Source organism: Variovorax sp. YR634 (assembly GCF_900106655.1).
In the GTDB taxonomy this organism is placed as follows: Bacteria; Pseudomonadota; Gammaproteobacteria; order Burkholderiales; family Burkholderiaceae_C; genus Variovorax.
On sequence record NZ_FNOL01000004.1, the window covers coordinates 116645 to 139320 of the forward strand.

The 22676-nt window shown below is 67.3% G+C and carries 23 protein-coding genes and 1 pseudogene; 9 read left to right on the forward strand and 15 right to left on the reverse strand.

Features of this window, described 5'->3' with window-relative positions; translation table 11 throughout:
- Positions 1-24: 24 nt before the first annotated feature.
- Positions 25-1257, forward strand: coding sequence for a Tet(A)/Tet(B)/Tet(C) family tetracycline efflux MFS transporter (gene tet / locus BLV60_RS09540; RefSeq protein ID WP_093053599.1), 1233 nt, complete (start codon positions 25-27; stop codon positions 1255-1257).
- A gap of 4 nt (positions 1258-1261) precedes the next feature.
- Here tet and BLV60_RS09545 read toward each other — a convergent pair whose 3' ends face one another.
- From BLV60_RS09545 to BLV60_RS09575, 7 genes are read right to left on the reverse strand one after another with little or no spacing between them, the layout of a single operon-like run.
- Positions 1262-2311 (reverse strand): ABC transporter substrate-binding protein, encoded by a 1050-nt coding sequence (locus BLV60_RS09545; protein WP_093054239.1) that lies wholly within the window; start codon positions 2309-2311, stop codon positions 1262-1264.
- A 21-nt stretch (positions 2312-2332) separates the two neighbouring features.
- Entirely contained in the window at positions 2333-3475 is a 1143-nt protein-coding gene (locus BLV60_RS09550) for an NAD(P)/FAD-dependent oxidoreductase (protein WP_093053602.1), read from the reverse strand.
- Entirely contained in the window at positions 3472-4875 is a 1404-nt protein-coding gene (locus BLV60_RS09555; RefSeq protein ID WP_093053606.1) for an NAD(P)/FAD-dependent oxidoreductase, read from the reverse strand. Before BLV60_RS09555 ends, BLV60_RS09550 begins: the two co-directional genes overlap by 4 nt.
- Positions 4872-5183 carry a (2Fe-2S)-binding protein gene (locus BLV60_RS09560; protein ID WP_093053609.1) on the reverse strand — a complete coding sequence of 104 codons (312 nt, stop codon included), beginning with the start codon at positions 5181-5183 and terminating at the stop codon, positions 4872-4874. Before BLV60_RS09560 ends, BLV60_RS09555 begins: the two co-directional genes overlap by 4 nt.
- 3 nt (positions 5184-5186) lie before the next feature.
- Positions 5187-5981: an ABC transporter permease gene (locus BLV60_RS09565; protein WP_093053612.1), complete on the reverse strand. Its 795-nt coding sequence runs from the start codon at positions 5979-5981 to the stop codon at positions 5187-5189.
- 4 nt (positions 5982-5985) lie between these two features.
- The gene (locus BLV60_RS09570) at positions 5986-6849 is read right to left on the reverse strand and encodes an ABC transporter permease (protein ID WP_093053615.1); all 864 of its coding nucleotides are present in this window, start codon (positions 6847-6849) and stop codon (positions 5986-5988) included.
- Positions 6846-7919 carry an ABC transporter ATP-binding protein gene (locus tag BLV60_RS09575; protein WP_093053617.1) on the reverse strand — a complete coding sequence of 358 codons (1074 nt, stop codon included), beginning with the start codon at positions 7917-7919 and terminating at the stop codon, positions 6846-6848. The genes BLV60_RS09570 and BLV60_RS09575 overlap by 4 nt, the downstream gene beginning before the upstream one ends.
- A gap of 217 nt (positions 7920-8136) precedes the next feature.
- Here BLV60_RS09575 and BLV60_RS09580 point away from each other — a divergent pair, with 217 nt between their 5' ends.
- Positions 8137-9003, forward strand: coding sequence for an IclR family transcriptional regulator (locus BLV60_RS09580; RefSeq protein WP_093053620.1), 867 nt, complete (start codon positions 8137-8139; stop codon positions 9001-9003).
- Between the two features lie 10 nt (positions 9004-9013).
- Here the strand turns inward: BLV60_RS09580 and BLV60_RS09585 are convergent, their stop codons facing one another.
- Positions 9014-9673, reverse strand: a complete 660-nt coding sequence (locus BLV60_RS09585) for a DNA topoisomerase IV subunit B family protein (protein ID WP_093053623.1) — start codon at positions 9671-9673, stop codon at positions 9014-9016.
- 95 nt (positions 9674-9768) lie between these two features.
- Here BLV60_RS09585 and BLV60_RS09590 point away from each other — a divergent pair, with 95 nt between their 5' ends.
- The 5 genes from BLV60_RS09590 (at position 9769) to BLV60_RS09610 (ending at position 15781) form a co-directional block, all read left to right on the forward strand.
- Entirely contained in the window at positions 9769-10188 is a 420-nt protein-coding gene (locus BLV60_RS09590) for an MAPEG family protein (protein WP_093053626.1), read from the forward strand.
- A 127-nt stretch (positions 10189-10315) separates the two neighbouring features.
- The gene (locus BLV60_RS09595) at positions 10316-11854 is read left to right on the forward strand and encodes an L-piperidine-6-carboxylate dehydrogenase (RefSeq protein ID WP_093053629.1); all 1539 of its coding nucleotides are present in this window, start codon (positions 10316-10318) and stop codon (positions 11852-11854) included.
- A 102-nt stretch (positions 11855-11956) separates the two neighbouring features.
- Positions 11957-12856, forward strand: a complete 900-nt coding sequence (locus BLV60_RS09600; RefSeq protein ID WP_093053632.1) for an amino acid ABC transporter substrate-binding protein — start codon at positions 11957-11959, stop codon at positions 12854-12856.
- A complete protein-coding gene (locus BLV60_RS09605; protein ID WP_093053635.1) occupies positions 12853-14082 on the forward strand; it encodes a pyridoxal phosphate-dependent aminotransferase in 1230 nt (409 codons plus the stop codon). The genes BLV60_RS09600 and BLV60_RS09605 overlap by 4 nt, the downstream gene beginning before the upstream one ends.
- Positions 14083-14107: 25 nt before the next feature.
- Positions 14108-15781 (forward strand): thiamine pyrophosphate-binding protein, encoded by a 1674-nt coding sequence (locus tag BLV60_RS09610; protein WP_093053638.1) that lies wholly within the window; start codon positions 14108-14110, stop codon positions 15779-15781.
- A gap of 35 nt (positions 15782-15816) precedes the next feature.
- Here the strand turns inward: BLV60_RS09610 and BLV60_RS09615 are convergent, their stop codons facing one another.
- Positions 15817-16119 carry a hypothetical protein gene (locus BLV60_RS09615; RefSeq protein ID WP_093053641.1) on the reverse strand — a complete coding sequence of 101 codons (303 nt, stop codon included), beginning with the start codon at positions 16117-16119 and terminating at the stop codon, positions 15817-15819.
- 18 nt (positions 16120-16137) lie between these two features.
- A complete protein-coding gene (locus BLV60_RS09620) occupies positions 16138-17376 on the reverse strand; it encodes an ammonium transporter (protein WP_093053644.1) in 1239 nt (412 codons plus the stop codon).
- 375 nt (positions 17377-17751) lie between these two features.
- On the opposite strand from BLV60_RS09620, the pseudogene BLV60_RS34845 reads away from it, so the two are divergent.
- Positions 17752-17856: pseudogene (locus BLV60_RS34845) on the forward strand (sulfite exporter TauE/SafE family protein); the annotation flags it as partial.
- Positions 17857-17920: 64 nt separating this feature from the next.
- Here the strand turns inward: BLV60_RS34845 and BLV60_RS09625 are convergent.
- The 5 genes from BLV60_RS09625 to BLV60_RS09645 form a co-directional block, all read right to left on the reverse strand.
- Complete coding sequence (locus tag BLV60_RS09625) at positions 17921-19432, reverse strand: tripartite tricarboxylate transporter permease (RefSeq protein ID WP_093053647.1); 1512 nt, start codon at positions 19430-19432, stop codon at positions 17921-17923.
- A 12-nt stretch (positions 19433-19444) separates the two neighbouring features.
- Positions 19445-19933: a tripartite tricarboxylate transporter TctB family protein gene (locus BLV60_RS09630; RefSeq protein ID WP_093053650.1), complete on the reverse strand. Its 489-nt coding sequence runs from the start codon at positions 19931-19933 to the stop codon at positions 19445-19447.
- A 200-nt stretch (positions 19934-20133) separates the two neighbouring features.
- Positions 20134-20544 (reverse strand): RNA recognition motif domain-containing protein, encoded by a 411-nt coding sequence (locus tag BLV60_RS09635; RefSeq protein ID WP_093053653.1) that lies wholly within the window; start codon positions 20542-20544, stop codon positions 20134-20136.
- Positions 20545-20725: 181 nt separating this feature from the next.
- Complete coding sequence (locus BLV60_RS09640; protein ID WP_093053658.1) at positions 20726-20962, reverse strand: DUF3820 family protein; 237 nt, start codon at positions 20960-20962, stop codon at positions 20726-20728.
- 7 nt (positions 20963-20969) lie between these two features.
- Entirely contained in the window at positions 20970-21344 is a 375-nt protein-coding gene (locus BLV60_RS09645) for a translation initiation factor Sui1 (protein WP_371127361.1), read from the reverse strand.
- Between the two features lie 41 nt (positions 21345-21385).
- Here BLV60_RS09645 and BLV60_RS09650 point away from each other — a divergent pair, with 41 nt between their 5' ends.
- Positions 21386-22666 (forward strand): DEAD/DEAH box helicase, encoded by a 1281-nt coding sequence (locus tag BLV60_RS09650; RefSeq protein WP_093053664.1) that lies wholly within the window; start codon positions 21386-21388, stop codon positions 22664-22666.
- The last annotated feature ends 10 nt before the right edge of the window (positions 22667-22676 follow it).

A 22676-nucleotide genomic window follows, 5' to 3' on the forward strand; every position in this document is an offset into this window, starting at 1 on the left:
TTTATCGCTGATAATTCCTTATCAATGATAAATTCCAACAGTTCTTCAGCTTCTTTCGCGACGAACGGCCGCCACGCGCAGTTCGTGATCCTCGCGATCGTCACGCTCGACGCCATCGGCATCAGCCTGGTCATGCCGATCGTGCCGAGCCTGCTGCGCGAGGTCGGCCACACCGGCGACCTCGGCTGGCACTTCGGCGCCTTTCTCTCGCTCTATGCGCTGATGCAGTTCCTCTGTGCGCCCGTGCTCGGTGCACTGAGCGACCGCTTCGGCCGCCGCCCGGTGCTGCTGGCTTCTGTGCTGGGCGCGGCTGTCGACGCGCTCTTCATGGCCTTCGCTCCCTCGCTGTGGATGCTGTTCGTGGGCCGCGCGATCGCGGGCATGACGGGCGCGAGCACCGCCGTGGCCTCCGCCGCCATCGCCGACCTCACGCCCGAGCACCAGCGCGCGCGCTGGTTCGGCCGCATGGGCGCCTGCTTCGGCCTGGGCTTCATCGCCGGGCCGGCGATCGGCGGCGTGCTCGGCGACCACGGCGTGCGGCTGCCGTTCATCGCGGCCGCACTGCTCAATGGCGTGACCTTTCTCGTGGGGCTGCTGGTGTTGCGCGAGTCGCGCCCGCCGGCACTCGCGTCGCAGCCCTTCGACCGCGGCGTGCTGCATCCGCTCGCGCCGCTGCGCTGGGCCGGGAGCTTTCCCGCGCTGCTGCCCTTGCTCGGCGTGTTCCTGCTGCTCGTGCTCGTGGGCGAAGTCGCCGGCACGACCTGGGTGCTCTACGGCCAGGACCGCTACGCGTGGAACGGCACCATGGTCGGCCTCTCGCTCGCGGTCTTCGGCCTGCTCCATGCGCTGGTGCAGGGCTTCGTGGCGGGCCCGCTGGTCGAGCGCTGGGGCGAACGCGCAGCCATCGCCATCGGCACCATCGCCGACGGCACGGGCTATGCGCTGATTGCCTTCGCCACGCAGGGCTGGATGGTGATCGCACTGCTGCCGCTGCTGTGCATGGGCGGCGTCTGCGCGCCCGCGCTGCAGGCGACGCTCTCGGCGCGCGTGGGCGAGGCGCAGCAGGGGCGGCTGCAGGGCGTGCTCGCGAGCATCACCAGCCTGGCCGCGGTGTTCGGCCCGCTGCTCATCAGCCCGCTCTACTTCGCGTTCCGCACGCGCTTTCCGGGCATCGTGTGGCTGGCGGGGGCGTCGCTCTACCTGCTGTGCCTGCCGGTGCTGCTGCGCAAGACCAAGCAAGCCGCCGCGCAGGGCTGACGAATCACTTCTCGATCGTCTTGTTCCAGCGCGCGTTCCACGCGGGGCGATTGGCGTTGATGCTTTCCCAGTCGATGGTGACTGCCGTCTTCATCCACTTGTTGATGTCCGCCACCTGCGCCGCGCCTTCACCCACGGCCGGGGCCTTGGGGTTGGTCGGGATCTGCGCGCCGTACTGCAGCACGTTGGCCTGCGCCACCGGGCTCAGCAGGAACTCGGCGAGCTTCTGCGACAGCTCGGGCTCGCTGTTGTTGGCGATCACGCACTGGCCGACCATGAGCACCACCGCGCCTTCCTTAGGCGGCGCGTACTCGACCGGAATGCCCTTGGTCTTGAGTGCGGCCACGGCCGTGGGCGTCAGCGGGAAGATCGCCGCCTCGCCGGTCTGGACCATCTCCGAGAGCTTGGCCGAACTCGGGATGTACTCCAGCACGTTCGGCCCGATGGTGGTGGGCCAGGCCTTGAAGCCCGGCTCAACGTTCTTGTCGTTGCCGCCCTGGATGCGGTTGAACATCAGGAAGCCGTGCAGCCCGAAGGACGATGACGACATCGACTGGAACACCACCTTGCCCTTGAACTTGGGGTCGGCCAGATCCATCCACGAGGTGGGCGGCGCCCAGCCCTTCTCCTTGAACATCTTGGCGTTGTAGGCAAGGCCCGTCATGCCCAGGCTCACGCCGCTGGCCATGTCGTCCTTGAAGCGCGCGGCCGGGTAGATCTCGCTGAGCGACTGGCTGGGCTTCTGCTTCTGGCACAGGCCCATGCCGATGGCGCGCACCATCACGCCGTCGTCCAGGAACATCACGTGCATCTGCGGCTTGTCCTTGTTGGCCTGCGCCTTCGCGAGGATGTCGGACGAGGTGCCGGGCACCACCACCACCTTGGCACCGTAGGCCTTCTCGAAGGCCGGGAAGACGTACTGCGTGTACGCCTTCTCCATGGTGCCGCCGTTCATGCCGATGTAGATGGTCTTGGTCTGCGCGCTGGCGCTGCCGGCGGCTGCGAGCAGCGCGGCAAGGAGGAGAAAGCGGGGGGACTTGGCGATGCGGTACATGGCGATGCTCTCCAATCAGGTTCAGGTGGGGAAAACGGTAAGGGGTTGTTCGTCGAAGCGCTCGATGGCGAAGGCGTCGATGGGCGTCTCGGTGCGCCCGTCGCGCGCCAGTTCGGCCAGCACTTCGCCGGCGGCCGGGCCGATCTGGAAGCCAGCGCCCGAGAAGCCGAAGCCGTGGAACAGGCCGGGCGTGGTACGGCTGGGCCCGAGCACCGGTTCGCGGTCGGGCAGGTAGCCTTCGGTGCCGCCCCAGGTGCGGATGATGTGCGCATGGCGCAGCACGGGCAACAGCTCCACGGCCTGCATCGCGAGCGTGGCGATGGCGTCGCGCTCGGCGCGCGCGCGTTCGGCATCGAGCGTGATGCCCGTGCCGCCGCCGAGCACGAGATTGCCGCGCGCCACCTGCCGGCAGTAGATGCCGCCGCCTTCCACGCCAAGGCTCCATTGCATGAAGTGCGGCACCGGCTCGGTCACCGCCATCACGGGGCTGCGCGCGCGCAGCGGCGGCGTCTCGCCGAACTGGCTGGCGATGGCGCCGGCCCAGGCGCCCGCGCAGTTGAGCAGCACGGGCGCCTGCACCTCGAGCGTGTTGCCGCTGCGCACGATGAACATGGCGCCGTCATGCGCGACCTCGTCGACCTTGTGGCGCTCGAAGATCTGCGCGCCCGCGCGCTGCGCCGCGAGCGCGAAGGCCGGCGACACGAGGCGCGGATTGGCCTGCCCGTCTTCCGCGCACAGCGAGCCGCCCACGGCGCGCGCGCCGAGCCAGGGGCACTGCTCGCGCAGGCGCGCGCCGGAGATCAGCTCGAGGCCCAGGTCGAAGTCGCTGCTCAGCGCGCGGTAGCGTTCGAGCGAGGCCATGTCCGATTCGCTGCGCGCGATCTTGAAATGACCCGAGCGGATGTATTCGCCGTCGGTGCCCAGCAGCTCGGGCAGCTGGCCCCAGATGCGGTGCGCGCGCTGCGTCAGCGGCAGCTGGCTCAATGACCGGCCCTGCCGGCGCACGCCGCCGAAGTTCACGCCGCTGGAGCGCGAGCCGCAAAGATCGCGCTCCAGCAGCACCACGCCCAGGCCCATGCGGCGCAAGGCCAGCGCGGCCGAAGAGCCGACGATGCCGCCGCCGATGATGGCGACGTCGGTCTGCAGCTTCTTGATCGTGCTCATGCGCCAGTTCCTTCCGCGGGCACGAGCATGATCGGAATCGGCTTGATCGGCGCCTGCCCGCGCAGCCTGCCGACCTGCTGCAGCGGCTGGCCCGTGGCATGCGCGAGGATCTCCGCCGCCGCCACGCCGCACATGCGGCCCTGGCAGCGGCCCATGCCGACGCGCGACAGCGCCTTCAGGCGGTTCATCTCGTCGGCGCCGTTGGTGGCGACGGTCCGGCGCAGCGTGCCGGCCGTGATGTTCTCGCAGCGGCAGATCACGAGATCGTCGCTCGCGTGCGCGGCCCAGTCCTGCGGCACGGGGAAGGCGCGTTCGAGGCCCTGGCGGAACCCGGCGAGCTTGCCGAGCTTGCGTTCGAGTTCGGCGGCGCGTGCTGTGTCGACCGCTACGCCGCTGTCGGCCAGCAGCGCCAGTGCCGCGCGTTCACCGGCCCACTCGGCCGCGTCCGCGCCCATGATGCCGGCGCCGTCGCCCGCGAGATACACGCCCTCGACGCTGGAGCGGCCCGCCGCATCGCGCACCGGCAGGTGGGCGCGGTGCATCGGCGCGTAGTCGAAGCGGCAGCCGAGCAGGTCGGCGAGCTGCGTTTCGGAGCGCAGCGCGTAGCCGAAGCCGATGGCATCGCAGGCCAGTGTGTGTTCTTCGTTGCCGTCTTGCCATGTCACGCCGGTGACGCGGCCCTGTTCCTCGTCGCCGAGCACGCGCAGCGGCCGCACGCCGCTGTGCAGCGCCACGCCGTGCGCGCGCAGCCAGCCCACGTAGTACACGCCCTTCGCGAACACGGCGGGCTGCGTCAGCATCGCGGGCGTGGCGGCGATCTGGTCGGCGAGGCGCGCGGTGTCGAGCACCGCAGCCACTTCCACGCCGGCCTTCGCGTACTGGTACGCCACCAGATACAGCAGCGGCCCGGTGCCCATGAACACAACGCGGCGCCCGATGGCGCAGCCCTGGAACTTGAGCGCGACCTGCGCGCCGCCGAGCGTGTAGACGCCGGGCAGCGTCCAGCCCGGCACCGGCAGCACGCGGTCGGTGGCGCCGGTCGCAACGATGAGGTGGCTGTAGGGCACGCGACGGGTGCTGCACGTGGTGTTGTGCATCACGTCGAGCTTGTGGTCCTGTGCGTTCCACACGAGGCTGTCAGGGTGGTGGTCAATGCGGCCCTGTAGTGCATCGAAGGCCGAGTGCACGGCATCGGCGCGCTTCGACTCGAAGCCGTAGAGCGTTCGCGCGGTGCGTTGCGAGAGGCTGGCGGGCGGACGGCGATAGATCTGCCCGCCGGCGCGCGACGCCTCGTCGATCACCACAGGCCGCAGGCCGTGCGCCACCAGCGTCTGCGCCGCGCGCACGCCGGTCGGGCCGGCGCCGACGATCGCGGGGCGGATTTCGCTTGCCGTCGTCATGCGCCATTCCTTCCCGTGACCAGCGCCATGCCGGGCGCGATGAAGGTCGAGCAGGCGCGGAGCCGTTCGCCTTCGCCGGTGGAGATCCAGCAGTCCTGGCAGGCGCCCATCATGCAGAAGCCGGCGCGCGGCAGGTTGCTGAATTCGTTGCGGCGCAGCTGGGCGCATTGCGTGAGCACGGCCGTGAGCACGGTGTCGCCGGCCAGTGCGCTCGCGGGTGCGCCGTCGAGGGTGAAGCGCACGGTCTCGCGCCCGGTGGTCTCGGCCACGCGGTGCAGCAGGGCGTTCGAAGTTGTCGTTGTCGTCATTGCTTATCTGCGCCCCACCAGCACGCGGTCCAGCCCGTACACACGGTCGAGCAGCACCATCGCGAAGGCCGTGATCGCCACCATCAGCGCTGACACCGCCGCCATCAGCGGATCGATCGACTCGGTCGCATACATGTACATGCGCACCGGCAGCGTCACCGTGCTTGGCGCGGTGACGAAGATCGACATCGTCACTTCGTCAAAACTGTTGATGAACGACAGCATCCAGCCGCCCGTCACGCCCGGAAGGATCATCGGCAGCGTGATGCGGCGGAACACCGTGGCCTGGCTCGCGCCCAGCGATAGCGCGGCCTGCTCGGCACTGCGGTCGAAGCCCACCAGCGCCGCCACCACCAGCCGCAGCGTGTAGGGCGTGACGATGAGCGCATGCGCCATCACCAGCCAGCCGAAGCTGCCCGTGCCGCCGACCAGCGCGAACAGCCGCAGCAGCGCCACGCCCAGCACCAGGTGCGGCACGATCAGCGGCGAGAGGAACAGGCCGTTGAGAAAGTTGCGTCCCGGAAACTCATAGCGCGTGATCGCCATGCCGGCTGGCACCGCGAGCAGCGTCGCGATGGTGGCCGAGCTCAGCGCGAGCCACAGGCTGTTCCAGAACGACTGCATGAAGTCGGGGTGCGCGAACACTGCCTTGAACCAGCGCAGCGAGAAGTGCGTGGTCGGAATGGTCAACGTGTTCTCGGGCGTGAACGCCACGATGCACACCACCACCAGCGGCGCCAGCATGAAGACGATGACGAGCGCGTTGAACGCGAGGGCGATGGGGCCGTTCTTGTTCATCGCTTCAGCCCAGCGCTTTCTTGTAGCGGCCTTCTACCAGGCGGTTGTAGCTCAGCATCACGACGAGATTGGCCACCAGCAGAACCAGCGCCACGGCTGCACCCAGCGGCCAGTTGAGCTCGCTGAGGTATTCGTCATAGACGATGGTCGCCACCATCTTCAGGCGCCGCCCGCCCAGCAGCCCCGGAATGGCGAACGAACTCGCAGCAAGACCGAACACGATCAGGCTGCCCGAGAGAATGCCCGGCATCACCTGCGGCAGCACGATGCGCCGCAGCGTGGTGAAGGGCGTGGCGTTGAGCGAGAGCGCTGCGTTCTCGACACCCGGGTCGAGCTTCTGCAGCGAGGTCCACACCGGGATCACCATGAAGGGCAGCATCACGTGCACCAGCGCGATGACCACGGCCGTGCTGGTGTAGAGGATCTTCACTGGCCCGATGCCGAGCAGGCCCAGCAGCCCGTTCACCGCGCCCTCGGGGCCCAGCAGCATGCTCCAGCCGAAGGCACGCACCACCACAGAAACCAGCAGCGGCGCCAGCACCACCAGCAGCAGCACCGAGCGCCATGGGTTGCGCATGCGGCTCAGCACATAGGCCTCGGGCGCGCCGACCAGCACGCAGATCAGCGTGACAAGGGCCGAGACCCAGAAGGTGCGCCAGAAGATGCCGAGGTAGTACGAGTCGGAGAACACCAGCGCGTAGTGCGCGAGCGTGAACTCGCCGGACTTGGGGCCGGTGGCCGGGTCGTACACGTTGAACGACAGCACAGCCGTGAGCGCGAGCGGCACCAGCAGCAGCGCTGTGAACAGCAGCAGCGCCGGGCCGGAGAGCCACCAGGGCGTGGCCTTGCTCTTCAATACGCTGCTCATGCCGCGACAGCCTTTTCTTCCGCTGGCAGCAGCCGCATGCAGTGCGCCGGCCAGTCGAGGCCCGTGCGGCCGCCTTCTTCGAGCGCTTCGCGCCCGTCGTTGGGGCTCAGCACCGTGAGATCGCCGACGGACGTGGCCACGCGGTAGAGCCACTGGCTGCCGAGGAAGAAGCGCTCCTGCACTTCGCCGTCGAGGCGGCCCTGGCCCGGCGGCACCAGCTGCAGCTTTTCAGGCCGCACGCTCAGCAGCGCGGCGGCGTCGACGCTGAAACCCGTGTCGTCCACGTCGAGCGAGAGCGCGCCGACCTCGACGCAGGTGCGCGTGGCGCCGCTGTTCGACACGCGGCAGTCCAGCAGGTTGGCCTTGCCCACGAAGGTGGAAATGAAGCGCGTGCTCGGGTGTTCGTACACGCGCTGCGGATGGTCGATCTGCGTGGCGCAGCCGCCTTCCATCACCACCACGCGGTCGCTGATCGACATGGCTTCGCTCTGGTCGTGCGTGACCATCACCGTGGTGGTGCCGACCTTGCGCTGGATCTGGCGTAGCTCGAACTGCATTTCCTCGCGCAGCTTGGCGTCGAGGTTGGACAGCGGCTCGTCGAGCAGCAGCACCGGCGGCTCGATCACCAGCGCGCGCGCCAGCGCCACGCGCTGCCGCTGGCCGCCCGAAAGCTCGCGCGGGTAGCGCCCGGCATGCGCTTCGAGGTGCACCAGCGCCAGCGCCTGCTTCACGCGCTCGATGCGCTCGGCCTTGGGCATCTTGCGCATCTCGAGGCCGAAGCTCACGTTGTCGGCCACCGTCATGTGCGGGAACAGGGCGTAGGTCTGGAACACGATGCCCAGCCCGCGCGTGTTGGCCTTGGCATGCGTGATGTCCTTGCCCGCGAGCTCGATGCGGCCGCTGCTCACGGCCTCGAAGCCCGCAATCATCTGCAGCGTGGTGGTCTTGCCGCAGCCCGAGGGGCCGAGCAGCGAGACGAACTCGCCCTTTTCCACAGTGAGGCTCATGGCCGACACCGCGCGGGTGGCGCCATAGAACTTGGTCACGTCGGTAAGCCGGAGGAATGACATGGAACGGGCCTTTCTTCGGGGGCGAAAAGATGGCTTCAGGCACCTTGTTTCACCTTGGTGCGGGCCATGGACAGCTTGCTGCTCTTAATTCACTCTATTGCAACGATTGCGCCAGATCGCCTCGGGTATTCCATTAATCAGAATCTTTCTTCAATTTATTCCGATCAATGGAATATGATGGCTGCGATTGATACATCGGATTCCACAGGAGCAAGGTATGGAGACCTCTTCGGCGTCGCCGGCGGCCAGCGGCGGCGTGCCGCGCGTCTTTTCGGTGATCCGCGCGCTCGGCGCGGTGCAGGCCGAAGGCGGCCGCGTGACCCAGATCGCACGTTCCGTGGGCCTCACGCAGGCCACCACGCACCGTTTGCTGCAATCGCTCATGGCCGAAGGCATGGTCGAGCAGGACGAGCGCAGCAAGCTCTACCGGCTGAGCATCGACTTCTTCGCGTTGGCAGCGAGCGCTGGCAACCCGGGCGACCTGCGCTCCATTTGCCGGCCGGTGCTCTTGCGGCTGTGCGCGAGCCTGGGCGACAGCATCTTTCTATTGGCGCGCAGCGGCTTCGACGCGGTGTGCCTTGACCGCAGCGAAGGGCCGTTCCCGATTCGCTCGTTTACAGGCGACATCGGCGGGCGCATCGCGCTGGGCGTGGGGCAGGGCGCGCTGGCGATCCTGGCCTTCCTGCCCGAGGCCGAGCGTGAAGAGGTGATCCGCTTCAACCTCTCACGCGTGCGCGAGTACGGCGTGTACGACGAGGTGTACCTGCGCACCGAGATCGAGCGCGTGCGGCAGGCGGGCTATGCGGGGCGCAACACGGGCCTGCTCGAAGGCATGGCGGGCGTGGCCGTGCCGATCCTCGACCGCGAGGGGCGTGCCGTGGCGGCACTGAGCGTGGGCACGATTGCCGACCGGCTCAATGCGGACCGCATGCCGACGGTGGTCGAGCTGCTCAAGCGCGAGGCAGCGGCCATCGGGCCGAAGATCAATCCGTTCGATGCGACGTTGAGGAGGCCGGCGCAGAGCCTGGCGGGGTCGCCGGCGAGCCAGAAGATTTCGTTGCCCGAGGCGCCCGGGCCGGGCTGAGCGATTCGCTTCAATCGCTTGCGGATGCGTATTCCATCTCGATCTTCAGGCCCGGAAATCGGGAGTGCAGATCGTGCAGGGCACGGCGCAATGCGTCTTCGCCGGGCCGGTTGTCCGGAAGTATTGACGGATCGAGCACGAAATGCAGCCGCGTTTCGTCGGCTTCCTGGGTGGCCGAAATCGGGGCCTCTTCCCGCAACTCTCCTTGCTCGAAGCGCAGCCGCAATTGCTTTCCACCGTCCCTGATCTCCGCCGTGAGTTCGCTGCAGACAGCGTTCAGTACCGCGATCCCAATCCGGCAGAACTCCGAACCCACTTCCAGATGACGTTTGCGCGAATGGCAGGCGGCATGGATCGTGAGAAATATCTGCGCCACCGTCCAGTTCGGATGCTGCGCGTCGGGCTCGAGAGGCATGCCGCTGTCGTAGCGCACGTCGATTTCCGCGCCGTCGATCTTCAGAAAAATCTGTGTGCATCGACCGTCGATCGCATCGTCGATGGCATGGCAGAGGGCCTGCAGGGCAAGCGTCGCGGCGACATCGCGATCATGGACATCGAAGTACATGCCGGTGCGGCGGCGCACCACTTCGGCCCCCGTCAGGATCACGATTTCTTGTTCGAATTCCGAGTGCATGCCTGATGTTGCCTGATTCGGCAGCGGCGGATCCATGTCCGCCCTTGCAATTTCGACTACGCCTTCAGTCGCCGAACAGGCCAGTTCGACTCTTCCGCCTGACACGACAATGCGCGCGAGGAGCCCCATCCATGAACAACCCCTCGATCCTCTACCCCGTATTCGCCCTCGCCGGCCTCACCGGCCTGGTGCTGCTGCTCATCCCCATCGTGCGCATCCGCGCCGTGCGGCGCCGCGAGGTCCGGGGCATCGATTTCAAGCTGGGCGAATCGGCGGCCGTGCCCGACGCCGTGCGCATCCCGAACCGCAACTACATGAACCTGCTGGAGCTGCCGGTGCTGTTCTATGTGGTGTGCCTGCTCTTCTATGTAGCGGTGCTGCCCACGCCCACGGCGATCTGGCTGGCCTGGGCGTATGTCGGCCTGCGCGCGTTGCACAGCGTGGTGCACCTGACCTACAACCACGTGATCCACCGGCTGGTGCTGTTCGCCGCGAGCAACGGCGTGCTGGTGGTGCTGTGGGTGATGGCGGCCACCCGGTTGGTGCGCTAGGCGCACATGAACCGTGCGAGTTCATTCCTGAAACGCATCAGGTCCTTCCATATTTTCACTAGGCAAGCGCGCGGGATTCGCAGATATTGACCGGGTCCTCCTTTCTCCTCCTTCCCGGAGCGCGTCCATGTCCGAAGCCAACACCTCCCCCTCCGTCGCCACCGAAGTCGAACAGCTGCTGCAGCGTCTGGGCGTGCCCCCCGAGGCCCACACCGGCGGCGAGCTGACGGTGCGTTCGCCCGTCAGCGGCGAGGTGATTGCGCAGGTGCCGCAGACCTCGCCGGCAGAGGCCACCGCTGCCATCGGCCGTGCGCACGAGGCTTTCAAGGCCTGGCGCAACGTGCCGGCGCCGCGCCGCGGCGAGCTGGTGCGGCTGCTGGGCGAAGAACTGCGCGCCGCCAAGCGCGACCTGGGCCTGCTCGTCACGCTGGAGGCCGGCAAGGTCCCGTCCGAGGGCGCGGGCGAGGTGCAGGAAATGATCGACATCTGCGACTTCGCCGTCGGCCTCTCGCGCCAGCTCTACGGCCTCACGCTGGCCACCGAGCGCGCCGAGCACCGCATGATGGAAACCTGGCACCCGCTGGGTGTGTGCGGCGTGATCTCGGCCTTCAACTTTCCGGTGGCCGTGTGGTCGTGGAACGCGGCGCTGGCGCTGGTGTGCGGCGACTCGGTGGTCTGGAAGCCGTCTGAAAAAACGCCGCTGACCGCGCTGGCCGTGCACGCCATCGCGCAGCGCGCCATCGAACGTTTCGGCGATGCGCCCGAAGGCCTGCTCGGCCTGCTGCTGGGCCAGCGCGACGTCGGCGAAGTGCTGGTCGACGACCACCGTGTGCCGATTCTCTCGGCCACCGGCTCGACCGCCATGGGCCGGCAAGTGGGGCCGAAGCTGGCCGCACGCTTTGCCCGCGCCATTCTCGAACTCGGCGGCAACAACGCTGCCATCGTCACGCCCTCGGCCGACCTCGACCTCGCACTGCGCGGCATCGCCTTCGCGGCCATGGGCACGGCCGGCCAGCGCTGCACCACGCTGCGTCGCCTGTTCGTGCACGAGAGCGTGTACGACCAGCTGGTGCCCAAGCTCGCCAAGGTCTACGGCAACGTGCAGGTGGGCGACCCGCGCGAGGCCGGCACGCTGGTCGGTCCGCTGATCGACCGCGCGGCCTTCGACGGCATGCAAAAGGCGCTCGGTGAATGCCGCGAGATCGGCGCCAAGGTGCACGGCGGCCAGCGCGTCGAAGGCATCGGCACGAAGGACGCGTACTACGTGCGCCCCGCACTGGTCGAGCTGAAGTCGCATGAGGGCCCCGTGTTGCGCGAGACCTTCGCGCCCATCCTGTACGTGGTGCGCTACAGCACGCTCGACGAAGCCATCGAGCTGCACAACGCCGTTGGCGCGGGCCTGTCGTCGTCGATCTTCACGCTGAACATGCGCGAGGCCGAGCGCTTCATGTCGAGCGCGGGTTCGGACTGCGGCATCGCCAACGTCAATATCGGTCCGAGCGGCGCGGAGATCGGCGGCGCCTTCGGCGGCGAGAAGGAAACAGGCGGCGGGCGCGAAGCCGGCTCCGACAGCTGGAAGGCGTACATGCGCCGTGCCACCAACACCATCAACTACTCCACCGCCTTGCCGCTCGCGCAAGGCGTGACCTTCGACATCGGCGACTGATCGCCTCCCGGTTCGTTCGAGCTTGCCGCGCAGCGCCTTGCTGCGGCGGCAGGTGGGCGGCCGCATGCATTCACCAAAAACCATAACCAGGAGACAGAGAACATGAGCATTCCCTTCAAGAGAATCGCGGCCGCCACGCTGCTTGCATTCGTATTCGGTGCCAGCGCGCAGACCCCGGCCACCGGCACCCTCGACAAGATCAAGACCAGCGGCAAGGTGGTGCTCGGCGTGCGCGAAGCCTCGCCGCCCATGGCCTACATGCTCGGCGCGGGCGACAAGTACGTGGGCTACCACGTCGAGCTGTGCGAGCGCGTGCTGAAAGACATCGCGCCCACGGCCAAGCTCGAATACATGGCCGTGACCGCGCAGAACACCATCCCGCTGGTGCAGAACGGCACGCTCGACATCGGCTGCGGCCCCACCACCAACAACACCGCGCGCCAGCAGCAAGTGGCCTTCGCGCTCACCACCTATGTGAGCGAAGTGCGCATGGCGACCAAGGTCGATTCGGGCATCACCACGCTCGACCAGCTCGCGGGCCGCAACGTGTCGGCGTCGACCGGCACCACTGCGGTGCAGCTGCTGCGCAAGCGCGAGCGCGCGCAGAACGTCTCGTACAACACCATGCTCGGCAAGGACCACCTCGAAAGCTTCCTGCTGATGGAGTCGGGCCGCGCCGATGCCTTCGTGCTCGACGACAACCTGCTGGCCGGGATCATCGCGAACTCGAAGAACCCCGCGGCCTATCGCATCGTGGGCGACGCGCTGGGCTCGGAGCCGATCGCGCTGCTGTTCCGCAAGGACGACCCGGCCTTCAAGACCGCGGTGGACGATTCGCTGCGCCGCATGATGAAGAGCGGCGACCTCGAAAAGATCTACACCAAGTGGTTCGTGGCCGCCATTCCGCCGAAGAACACGAGCCTGAACCTGCCGATGAGCGCGGCGCTGAAGCAGCTGATGCTCGAGCCCAACGACAAGCCACTGGAGGCCTACGCCAAGTGACAGCAGATACCGTTGCCTCCCTCGCTTTTCAGCCGGCGCAGCGCGTGCGCGCCATCGGCGTCTCGGAGATCCTGCGCATCACCGACAACGCGAACGCGCTCAAGCGCGCGGGTCGTCCGGTGATCGTGCTGGGCGCGGGCGAGCCTGACTTCGATACGCCGCAGAACGTGCGCGAGGCCGCGGTGCGCGCCATAGGGCGCGGCGACACGCGCTACACGGTGCTCGACGGCAGCCCGGCGATGAAGGCGGCGGTGCAGCTCAAGTTCAAGCGCGACAACGCGCTCGACTTCGCCCTCGACGAAATCAGCGTGAGCGCAGGCGCCAAGCAGGTGATCTTCAACGCACTGATGGCCAGCCTGAACCCCGGCGACGAGGTGATCCTGCCCGCGCCGTACTGGACCTCGTACGCCGACATCGTGCAGATCTGCGGCGGCGTGCCTGTGCCGGTGGCGTGTACCGGGGAGAACGGTTTCCGGCTCGACGCCGCGCAGCTCGAAGCGGCCATCACGCCGCGCACGCGCTGGCTGTTCATCAATTCGCCGTCGAACCCGACCGGCGCGGCCTACAGCGCAGCGCAGCTGAAACCGCTGTGCGAGGTGCTGCTGCGCCATCCGCAAGTCTGGGTGCTGGCGGACGACATCTACGAACACATCCTCTACGACGGGCTGGCGTTTGCCACGCCGGTGGCCGTGGAGCCGCGCCTGCGCGAACATACGCTGACCATCAACGGCGTGTCGAAGGCCTACGCGATGACCGGCTGGCGCGTGGGCTACGGCGCCGGGCCGCGCGCGCTGATCGCGGCCATGGCCGTGGTGCAGAGCCAGACGACCTCGTGCCCCTCGTCCATCAGCCAGGCCGCTGCCATCGAGGCGCTGACCGGGCCGCAGGACGTCGTGGCCGAGCGCTGCGCCGACTTCCAGGCGCGGCGCGACTTCGTGGTCGCCGCGCTGAACCGCGCGCCGGGGCTGCACTGCCGCGTGCCGGAAGGCGCGTTCTATACCTTCGCGAGCTGCGCCGGCGTGCTCGGCAAGCGCACCCGCGGCGGTGCGCTGTTGCAGACCGACAGCGACTTCTGCCGCTACCTGCTGCAGGACTTCGAGGTGGCGGTGGTGCCGGGCAGCGTGTTCGGGCTGGCGCCGTACTTCCGCATTTCGTATGCGACATCGATGGCGCAGCTGGAAGAGGCGTGCGCGCGCATCATCGCTGCCTGCGCCGCGCTCGAATGACCTCCTTCATTTCATTGGAAACCGCATGACCTCACCCCGCACCGGCGGCCAGATCCTGGTCGACCAGCTCATCACCCACGGCGTCAAGCAGCTGTTCTGCGTGCCCGGCGAAAGCTTTCTCGCCGTGCTCGATGCGCTGCATGACGCATCCATCGACGTGACCGTGTGCCGCCAGGAAGGCGGCGCGACGATGATGGCCGAGGCGCAGGGCAAGCTCAACGGCAAGCCGGGCGTGTGCTTCGTCACTCGCGGACCGGGCGCCACCAACGCGGCGGCCGGCGTGCACATCGCGCACCAGGATTCGACACCGCTGCTGCTGTTCGTCGGCCAGGTCGCGCGCGATGCGCTGGGCCGCGAAGCCTTCCAGGAGCTGGACTACGGCGCGGTGTTCGGCACCATGGCAAAGTGGGTGGTGCAGATCGACGATCCGGCACGGGTGCCTGAGCTGGTGTCGCGTGCCTTCCATGTCGCGACCTCGGGCCGGCCCGGGCCGGTGGTGATAGCGCTGCCCGAAGACATGCTGACCGAGGCTGCGACGGTGGCCGACGCGCAGCCTTACGCGGTGACCGAAACCCATCCCGGTGCAGCGCAACTCGCAGAGCTGCAGCAGCGACTGTCGCAGGCGCAGCGCCCGGTGGTCATCCTGGGCGGCAGCCGCTGGTCGGAGAAGGCCGCGCAGCAGTTCGCGGATTTCGCGGCCGCGTTCTCGCTGCCCGTGTACTGCTCGTTCCGTCGCCAGATGCTGATGTCGGCCGAGCACCCCTGCTATGCGGGCGACCTGGGCCTTGGCGCCAATCCGCGCATGCTGGAGCGCATCCGCAACGCCGACCTCGTGCTGCTGGTCGGCGGGCGCTTGTCCGAAGTACCGTCGCAGGGCTACGAGCTGCTGGCGATTCCGCAGCCGAAGCAGGCGCTGGTGCATGTGCACGCCGACGCCGACGAGCTCGGCAAGCTCTATCGTCCGGCGCAGGGCATCCACGCCACGCCGCAGGCTTTCGCGGAAGCCGTGTCCACGCTGCGCCCCGCACAGACGCCGGCATGGCAGGCAGAAACGAAGACCGCCCGCGAGGACTTCCTGCGCTGGAGCGACCCGGCTCCCATCCGCATTCCCGGCCCGCTGCAGATGGGCGAGGTCATACAGCACCTGCGCGAAGTGCTGCCGGCCGACACCATCTTCTGCAACGGTGCGGGCAACTTCGCCACCTGGGTGCACCGCTTCTGGCCGTTCCGCTCCTACGCGAGCCAGCTTGCGCCCACCAGCGGCTCGATGGGCTACGGCCTGCCGGCCGGCGTCGGCGCCAAGCGGCTGTGGCCGCAGCGCGAAGTGGTCGTGTTCGCGGGCGACGGCGACTTCATGATGCACGGCCAGGAGTTCGCGACGGCCGTGCAGTACGGCCTGCCGATCATCGTGGTGCTGCTCGACAACGCCATGTACGGCACGATCCGCATGCACCAGGAAAAGCACTACCCCGGCCGCATCAGCGCCACGCAGTTGAAGAACCCGGACTTTCGCGGCTATGCCGAAGTGTTCGGCGGCCACGGCGAACGCGTGTCCAGCACCGAAGAATTCGGCCCCGCGCTGGCTCGTGCGCGTGCCAGCGGCAAGCCGGCCATCCTGCATTGCCTGCTGGACCCGGAAGCGATCACCCCGGGAAGCACCCTGCAGTCGATTCGCAAGGCAGCGCTGGCTGCAAGCTGAGCACCCGGTGTCATTCGCACGCACCCCGAAAAGACTCAGCGCAACCCACCCACATAGCGAGGCGGCGGCGTAGGCGGCGTCCCATCGGGCTGCCGCGCCGCCAGCCGCGCAGCGCGAGCCAGCGGCTCCATCGCCTGCTCCAGCCGTGTCGCCAACTGGTAAAGCTCCTCGTCCTTGGTGTCAGCAGCGTGCGCGCGCGTCATGCGCACGATCTCGGCCGCGTACTCGGCATTGGTCGCCATCCACTCGGTGTCGGTCACGCGCCCATGCTTTCGCCGCAGCGCCACGTGAAGGCGGGCAGCAAGGGCGATGCGTTCGCTTTCGGACATGGATGGCATGGTTCCTCCGTCGGTGGGTCAACTACTCCCGAGATGTTCTCTGTGCTGTGCAAGATCGAGGCCCAGCACCTCGCTGTCGGCATCGACGCGCAACCCGACCATGATGTGCACCAGAAACAGCACCACCGCCGTCCCCGTTGCGCTGTAGATAGCCACGCTGCCGACGGCGATCGCCTGCGTCAGCACGTCGCCCGTGGCGCCCGAGATGCGCGCATCGGCGAACACGCCCGTCAGCAGCGCGCCCACGATGCCACCGATGCCGTGCACGCCGAACACGTCGAGCGAGTCGTCCGCGCCAAGCAGGTGCTTGAGACCGGTGGCGCCCCAGTAGCAGGCCAGCCCCGCGATCGCGCCGATGGCCAGCGCGGACAGCGGCGTGACGAAGCCGGCCGCCGGCGTGATGGCCACCAGCCCCGCCACCAGGCCCGAGCACAGGCCCAGCAGCGAAGGCCTGCGCCGCACGATCCATTCGCCGAGCATCCAGCTCATGGCGCCGGCCGCCGCCGCGATGTGCGTCACCAGCATCGCCAGGCCCGCGCGCCCGTCGGCCGCCACCGCCGAGCCCGCATTGAAGCCGAACCAGCCTACCCACAGCAGGCCCGCGCCCGTCATCGTCATCGCCAGGCTGTAGGGCTCGAAGGCCTCGCGCCCGTAGCCCTTGCGCGGCCCGAGCGCATAGGCGCACACCAGCCCCGCGATGCCCGCGTTGACGTGCACCACCGAGCCGCCGGCGAAGTCGAGCGCGCCCATCTGCGCGAGCCAGCCGCCCGGCTCCCACACCCAGTGCGCGACAGGTGCGTACACCAGCACGCTCCAGAGCAGCGCGAACCACAGGATCGCCGAGAAGCGCATGCGCTCGACAAAGGCGCCAAGCACCAGCGCGGTGGTGATGATCGCGAAGGTCAGCTGGAACATCGCGTAGACCGACTCGGGCACGTTGGGCGCGACGTGGCTCACCGCCACCTGCCCGGCCTCCTTCAGGTACTCGAAGCCCGAGAACCAGAAGCGCCCGGTGCCGCCCAGCCAGGGCCAGCCCTCGGTAAAGGCCAGCGAATAGCCCACCGCGAACCAGGTCAGCGAGACCGCCGCGGCTATCGCCACCACCCCCGCCATGGTGGCCAGCACGTTCTTACGGCGCACCATGCCCGCATAGAAGAGTGCGATGCCGGGCAGCGTCATCAGCAGCACCAGCGCGGTCGAAGTCATCATCCATGCGGTGTCTGCCGCGTTGATGGAGGCGTGCGGAGCCAGGGCCATGACCGTTTCTTCTTCTTGAAGTGATGGACCTTGGTGCTGCCTGCACAAGTCGTGCCACATCGTTAACCATCAGAAACACTTTGGTTCGCAAATCGGGCTTTCTCGGTAAGGCAAAGCGGGTAATTCCCAATGCACTGAGGCGGTGCGCACCCTAAAGTCTGCCCACTCGCGAACGGGCCCTGCTCGTGCTGCCGAGGGTCCGAGGAGACAATCCCCAAGCAACAATAAAAATGCTTCAAAGGCTCCGTACGAGATGCCGTGTTTGACTTTGAAAGGCGCCGCTGGTCGGCGCCTTTTTTATGCCTGCATGACTTGATGCACCTGCATCTTCAGCTCCTTTTTTGATAGCGTCACGGGCGAGACAATCCTCCCCCTATGGAGATGCTGGTGGTAACGGGCGCCTCGCTGTTCGCCGTGTTTCCGGGCGCACCGCCGGCGACCCTGCCGGGCACCAACAAGAGCGCGTCTATTTGGGGCACCCCGAGCAAAGGCCCCAAATGAAAAAAGCCCCCGGAGCGGGGGCTTCTTGCAGGGACCGGAGCGCTCACTCCTCGACGAAGGCTTCCTCGCGCTTGGCCTTGATTGCGGGCAGCAGCACGATGCCCAGCAGCAGCGCAGCCGCCACTAACAGCCCCGCCGACAGCGGCCGGGTGACGAATACGCTCCACGCACCGCGCGACAGCAGCAGCGCGCGCCGCAGGTTCTCTTCCATCATCGGCCCGAGGATGAAGCCCAGCAGCAGCGGCGCAGGCTCCGTGCGCAGCTTGATGAACAGGTAGCCGATGAAGCCGAAGGCCGCCACCATCCACACGTCGAAGGTGTTGTTGTTGGTCGAGTACACGCCGATCGCGCAGAACAGCACGATGGCGGGGAACAGGAACTTGTAGGGCACCGTCAGCAGCTTGATCCACATGCCGATCAGCGGCAGGTTCAGGATGATCAGCATCGCGTTGCCGATCCACATCGAGGCGATCAGGCCCCAGAACAGCTCGGGGTTGCTGGTCATGACCTGCGGGCCCGGCTGGATGTTGTGGATCGTCATTGCGCCCACCATCAGCGCCATCACCGCGTTGGGCGGAATGCCCAGCGTCAGCAGCGGGATGAAGGAAGTCTGTGCACCGGCGTTGTTGGCCGACTCGGGCGATGCCACGCCGCGGATGTTGCCCTTGCCGAAGGGCACTTCGCCGGGGCGCATGCGGATCTTCTTCTCCAGCGCATACGAGGCGAACGAGGCCAGCAGCGCGCCGCCCCCGGGCAGGATGCCCAGTGCAGAACCCAGGGCAGTGCCGCGCAGCACCGCGGGCAGCATGCGCTTGAAGTCGTCCTTGGTGGGCCACAGGCCCTTGACCTTGTGCGTGAACACTTCGCGCTCGTCGTCAGGCTGCGAGAGGTTGCCGATGATTTCGCCGTAACCGAACACGCCCATGGCGATCACCACGAAGCCGATGCCGTCGGTGAGTTCGGGAATGTCGAAGCTGTAGCGCGCGACACCCGAGTTGACGTCGGTGCCCACGATGCCCAGCAGCAGGCCGAGCACGATCATCGCCACTGCCTTCAGCAGCGAGCCCGAAGCCAGCACCACCGCGCCGATCAGGCCCAGCGTCATCAGCGAGAAGTACTCGGCGGGGCCGAACTTGAAGGCCAGCTCGGTCAGCGGCGGAGCGAAGGCGGCCAGGATCAGCGTGCCGACGCAGCCCGCGAAGAACGAGCCGAGGCCGGCCGCGGCGAGCGCCGGGCCTGCGCGGCCCTGCCTTGCCATCTGGTAGCCGTCGATACAGGTGACCACCGAGGACGACTCCCCCGGCAGGTTAACCAGGATGGCCGTGGTCGAGCCGCCGTACTGCGCGCCGTAGTAGATGCCGGCCAGCATGATCAGCGCCGACACGGGCGGCAGCGCGTACGTGGCGGGCAGCAGCATCGCGATGGTTGCGACCGGGCCGATGCCCGGGAGCACGCCGATCAGCGTGCCCAGGATGCAACCCAGCAGGCAGTACAGCAGGTTGGTGAAGGTGAAGGCAACGCCGAAACCGATGGAAAGGTTGTGGATCAGGTCCATGGTGTGCGCTCCTCAGCCCGAAATGAAAGTGGGCCAGACCTGGATCTGGAGCTTCAGTGCCCAGATGAAGGCCACGTAGCTGCCAGCCGCCAGGATGGTCGAGAGGATCAGCACGTCGCGCAGCTTGAAGTGCTCGCCCGCCATGCTCGAGATGATCGTGAGCGCGTAGATCGCGATGATCATCCCCATGGCCGGCAGCCCGATGCTGGGCAGGCCGCCCAGCAGCACGCCGAAGGCCAGGTTGGCGCCGAGCACGAAGGCCAGCGGCTTCCAGGCCCATTTGCCGATCGGGTGGCCGTCGGTGGTTTCGACCACCAGCGCCTGGAACATGATGATGGCCCCGAGGATGGCCAGCAGGATGCCCAGCATGAGCGGGAAGTAGCCCGGCCCCATGCGGGCGCCGTCGCCGATGGTGTAGGTGGTCGCGCCTATCGCAAAGGCGCCCCCCACGGTGGTGAACATGACTCCTGAAAAGAAGTCAGCCTGACTCTTGATGCGCATGTCGTCTCGCCCCTCTTGTATGGAAGGGTGAGGGTCGTTCTGCGGGCCTGACCGTTGGCTGACCTGCCCGGTACGGACAAATGCTTACCGCAGGGCTAGGGTTCTCCCTCGACGCCCCCTGCGCCACAGAGGGCCACAAACGAAAAAAGCTCCCGAAGGAGCTTTTCATTCAGAAGCCCGAAGGCTCTGGAGGGAAGGGCTTAGTAGCCGCCGCGACCACCGCCGCCGCCGCCGTAACCGCCGCCACCACCGCTGCGGCCACCGCCGCCGCCGCCGTAACCGCCGCCGCCGCCACCACCACCGTAGCCGCCACCACCACCGCCGCCGTAGCCGCCGCCACCACCGGTACGGGGGGGGCGAGCTTCCATCGGACGGGCTTCATTCACCGTCAGGGCGCGGCCCTGCAGCGAGTGGCCGTTCATGGCTTCGATGGCTGCGAGTGCTTCAGCATCCGAACCCATTTCGACAAAGCCGAAGCCCTTCGAACGGCCGGTGTCACGTTCCATCATGACCTTGGCGCTGACGATTGCGCCGAACTCGCCAAAGGCTTGTTCCAGGTCGTTGTCACGCACGGAGTAGGCGAGGTTGCCTACGTAGAGTTTCTTGCCCATTGAGGGACTCCTAATTCAAACCAACAAGACAAAGCGATGGAGTCCCAGAATCACAACAAACAAAATGCGCTGTGGCGCGAAACTGACCGATCACCGAATTACGTGCACGGGAGACAAAGCTCACAGACACGTAGGCCGGATTATCCAGCCCTAATTGCAAAAAACGTGGCGAAATCGTGTGTTATTGAGAAACATCCCGGCGCGACGGGCGGTTTCGCAACGGTTTCAGCAGGTCCGAGAGCCCGTTGTGGTCTATTTCATGCATCAAATGGAGTAGCCGGCCTATTTCTCCCGAGGGAAAACCCTCACGTGCAAACCACGTCAGGTAATTTCCGGGCAAATCGGCAATCAGCGTGCCTTTGTGCTTGCCAAAAGGCATTTCGAGCGTCACCAGCCGCTGCAGGTCTTCAGGTTTCATCGCGTGCTCAGCCTCCCGCCCGCTTGACCGTGTGGCCCTGCTTCACGAGTGCGGCAATCACTGTTTCGCGGTGGTCGCCCTGGATTTCGATCACGCCGTCCTTTACCGTGCCGCCCGAGCCGCAGGCCGTTTTCAGCTGCTTGCCGAGTGCCGTGAGCGCCGCCGCATCGAGCGCGACGCCCTTGACCACCGTCACGCCCTTGCCTTTGCGCCCCTTGGTCTCGTGCGATACACGCACAATGCCGTCGGTGGCCGGTACGCGCGCCTTGAGTTCCTTGCAGCGGCACTGGGCCACCGGCTCCCCGCAGTCGGGGCACATGCGCCCGCCCGCCTCGGTGGAGTACACCAGGGCGCTGCCGGACTGATTGCGCTGCTGTTTCATCGTCGACATTCGATTCGTCTCTTCTCTCTCTGTCTGCTTACATGCCATTCGACTCACTGGGCCTGATCCCCGCGCTCGTGCAGGCTGCCGCTCAAAGCGGCTACGCCGCGCCGACCGCCATCCAGGCCGCGGCCATCCCCGCGATTCTGCAAGGTCGCGACGTGCGGGGCTCGGCGCAGACCGGCTCCGGCAAGACCGCCGCATTTTCCCTGCCCCTGCTGCAGCGCCTGGGCGCTGAACGCGCGCAGGGCTCGTCGCGCCGCGTGCGTGCCCTGGTGCTCGTGCCCACCCGCGAACTCGCGGCCCAGGTCGGCGAAACCATGCGCAGCCTTGCGCAGCACCTGCCCGAGCGCCTGAAGATCGTCGTCGCATTCGGCGGCGTGTCGATCAACCCGCAGATGATGGGCCTGCGCGGCGGTGCCGACATCGTCGTTGCCACTCCCGGCCGTCTGCTCGACCTGGTCGAGCACAACGCGCTGAAGCTCGATGCCGTGTCGATGCTCGTGCTCGACGAGGCCGACCGCCTGTTCGACCTCGGCTTTGCCGAAGAACTCGGCCGCATCCTCGCGCTGCTGCCCGAGCAGCGCCAGAACCTGCTGTTCTCCGCCACCTTCCCGAGCGCCATCCAGGCATTGGCAGATGGCATGCTGCACGACCCGGCCGTCGTCGACGTGCAGGGCGAGCCCGGCACCGAGCCGAACATCGTGCAGCGCGTGATCGAGGTCGACGCCGCCCGCCGCACGCAGCTGCTGCGCCATCTGCTGAAGCAGCACGAGAACGAATGGGACCGTGTGCTGGTCTTCGTCGCCACGCAGCACGCCGCGCAGATCGTGGCCGAGAAGCTCTACAAGAACGGCATCTACGCAGTGCCCTTCCACGGCGACATCGCGCAGGGCACGCGCACCGACATCCTTTCGCAGTTCAAGCAGAGCCGCTGGGACGTGGTGATCGCCACCGACCTCGCGGCGCGCGGCATCGACATCGCGCAGCTGCCCGTGGTCATCAACTACGACCTGCCGCGCTCGCCGACCGACTACATCCACCGCATCGGCAGAACCGGCCGCGCGGGAGAGAGCGGCCTGGCGATCAGCTTCGTGAGCGCGTCGACCGAGGCGCACTTCCGGCTGATCGAAAAGCGCCAGGGGCTGAGCCTGCCGCGTGAGCGCGTCGAAGGCTTCGAGCCGACGGAAGTGGCGGTGCCGGTGGTCGATGCGTCGGGCACCGGGGGCATCAAGGGCAAGCGGCCGAGCAAGAAAGACAAGCTGCGTGCGGCTGCTGCGCTTGCCGCAGCCCGGGGGGATGCTCCCGAGAAGAACGACTGACCAGCGCCGA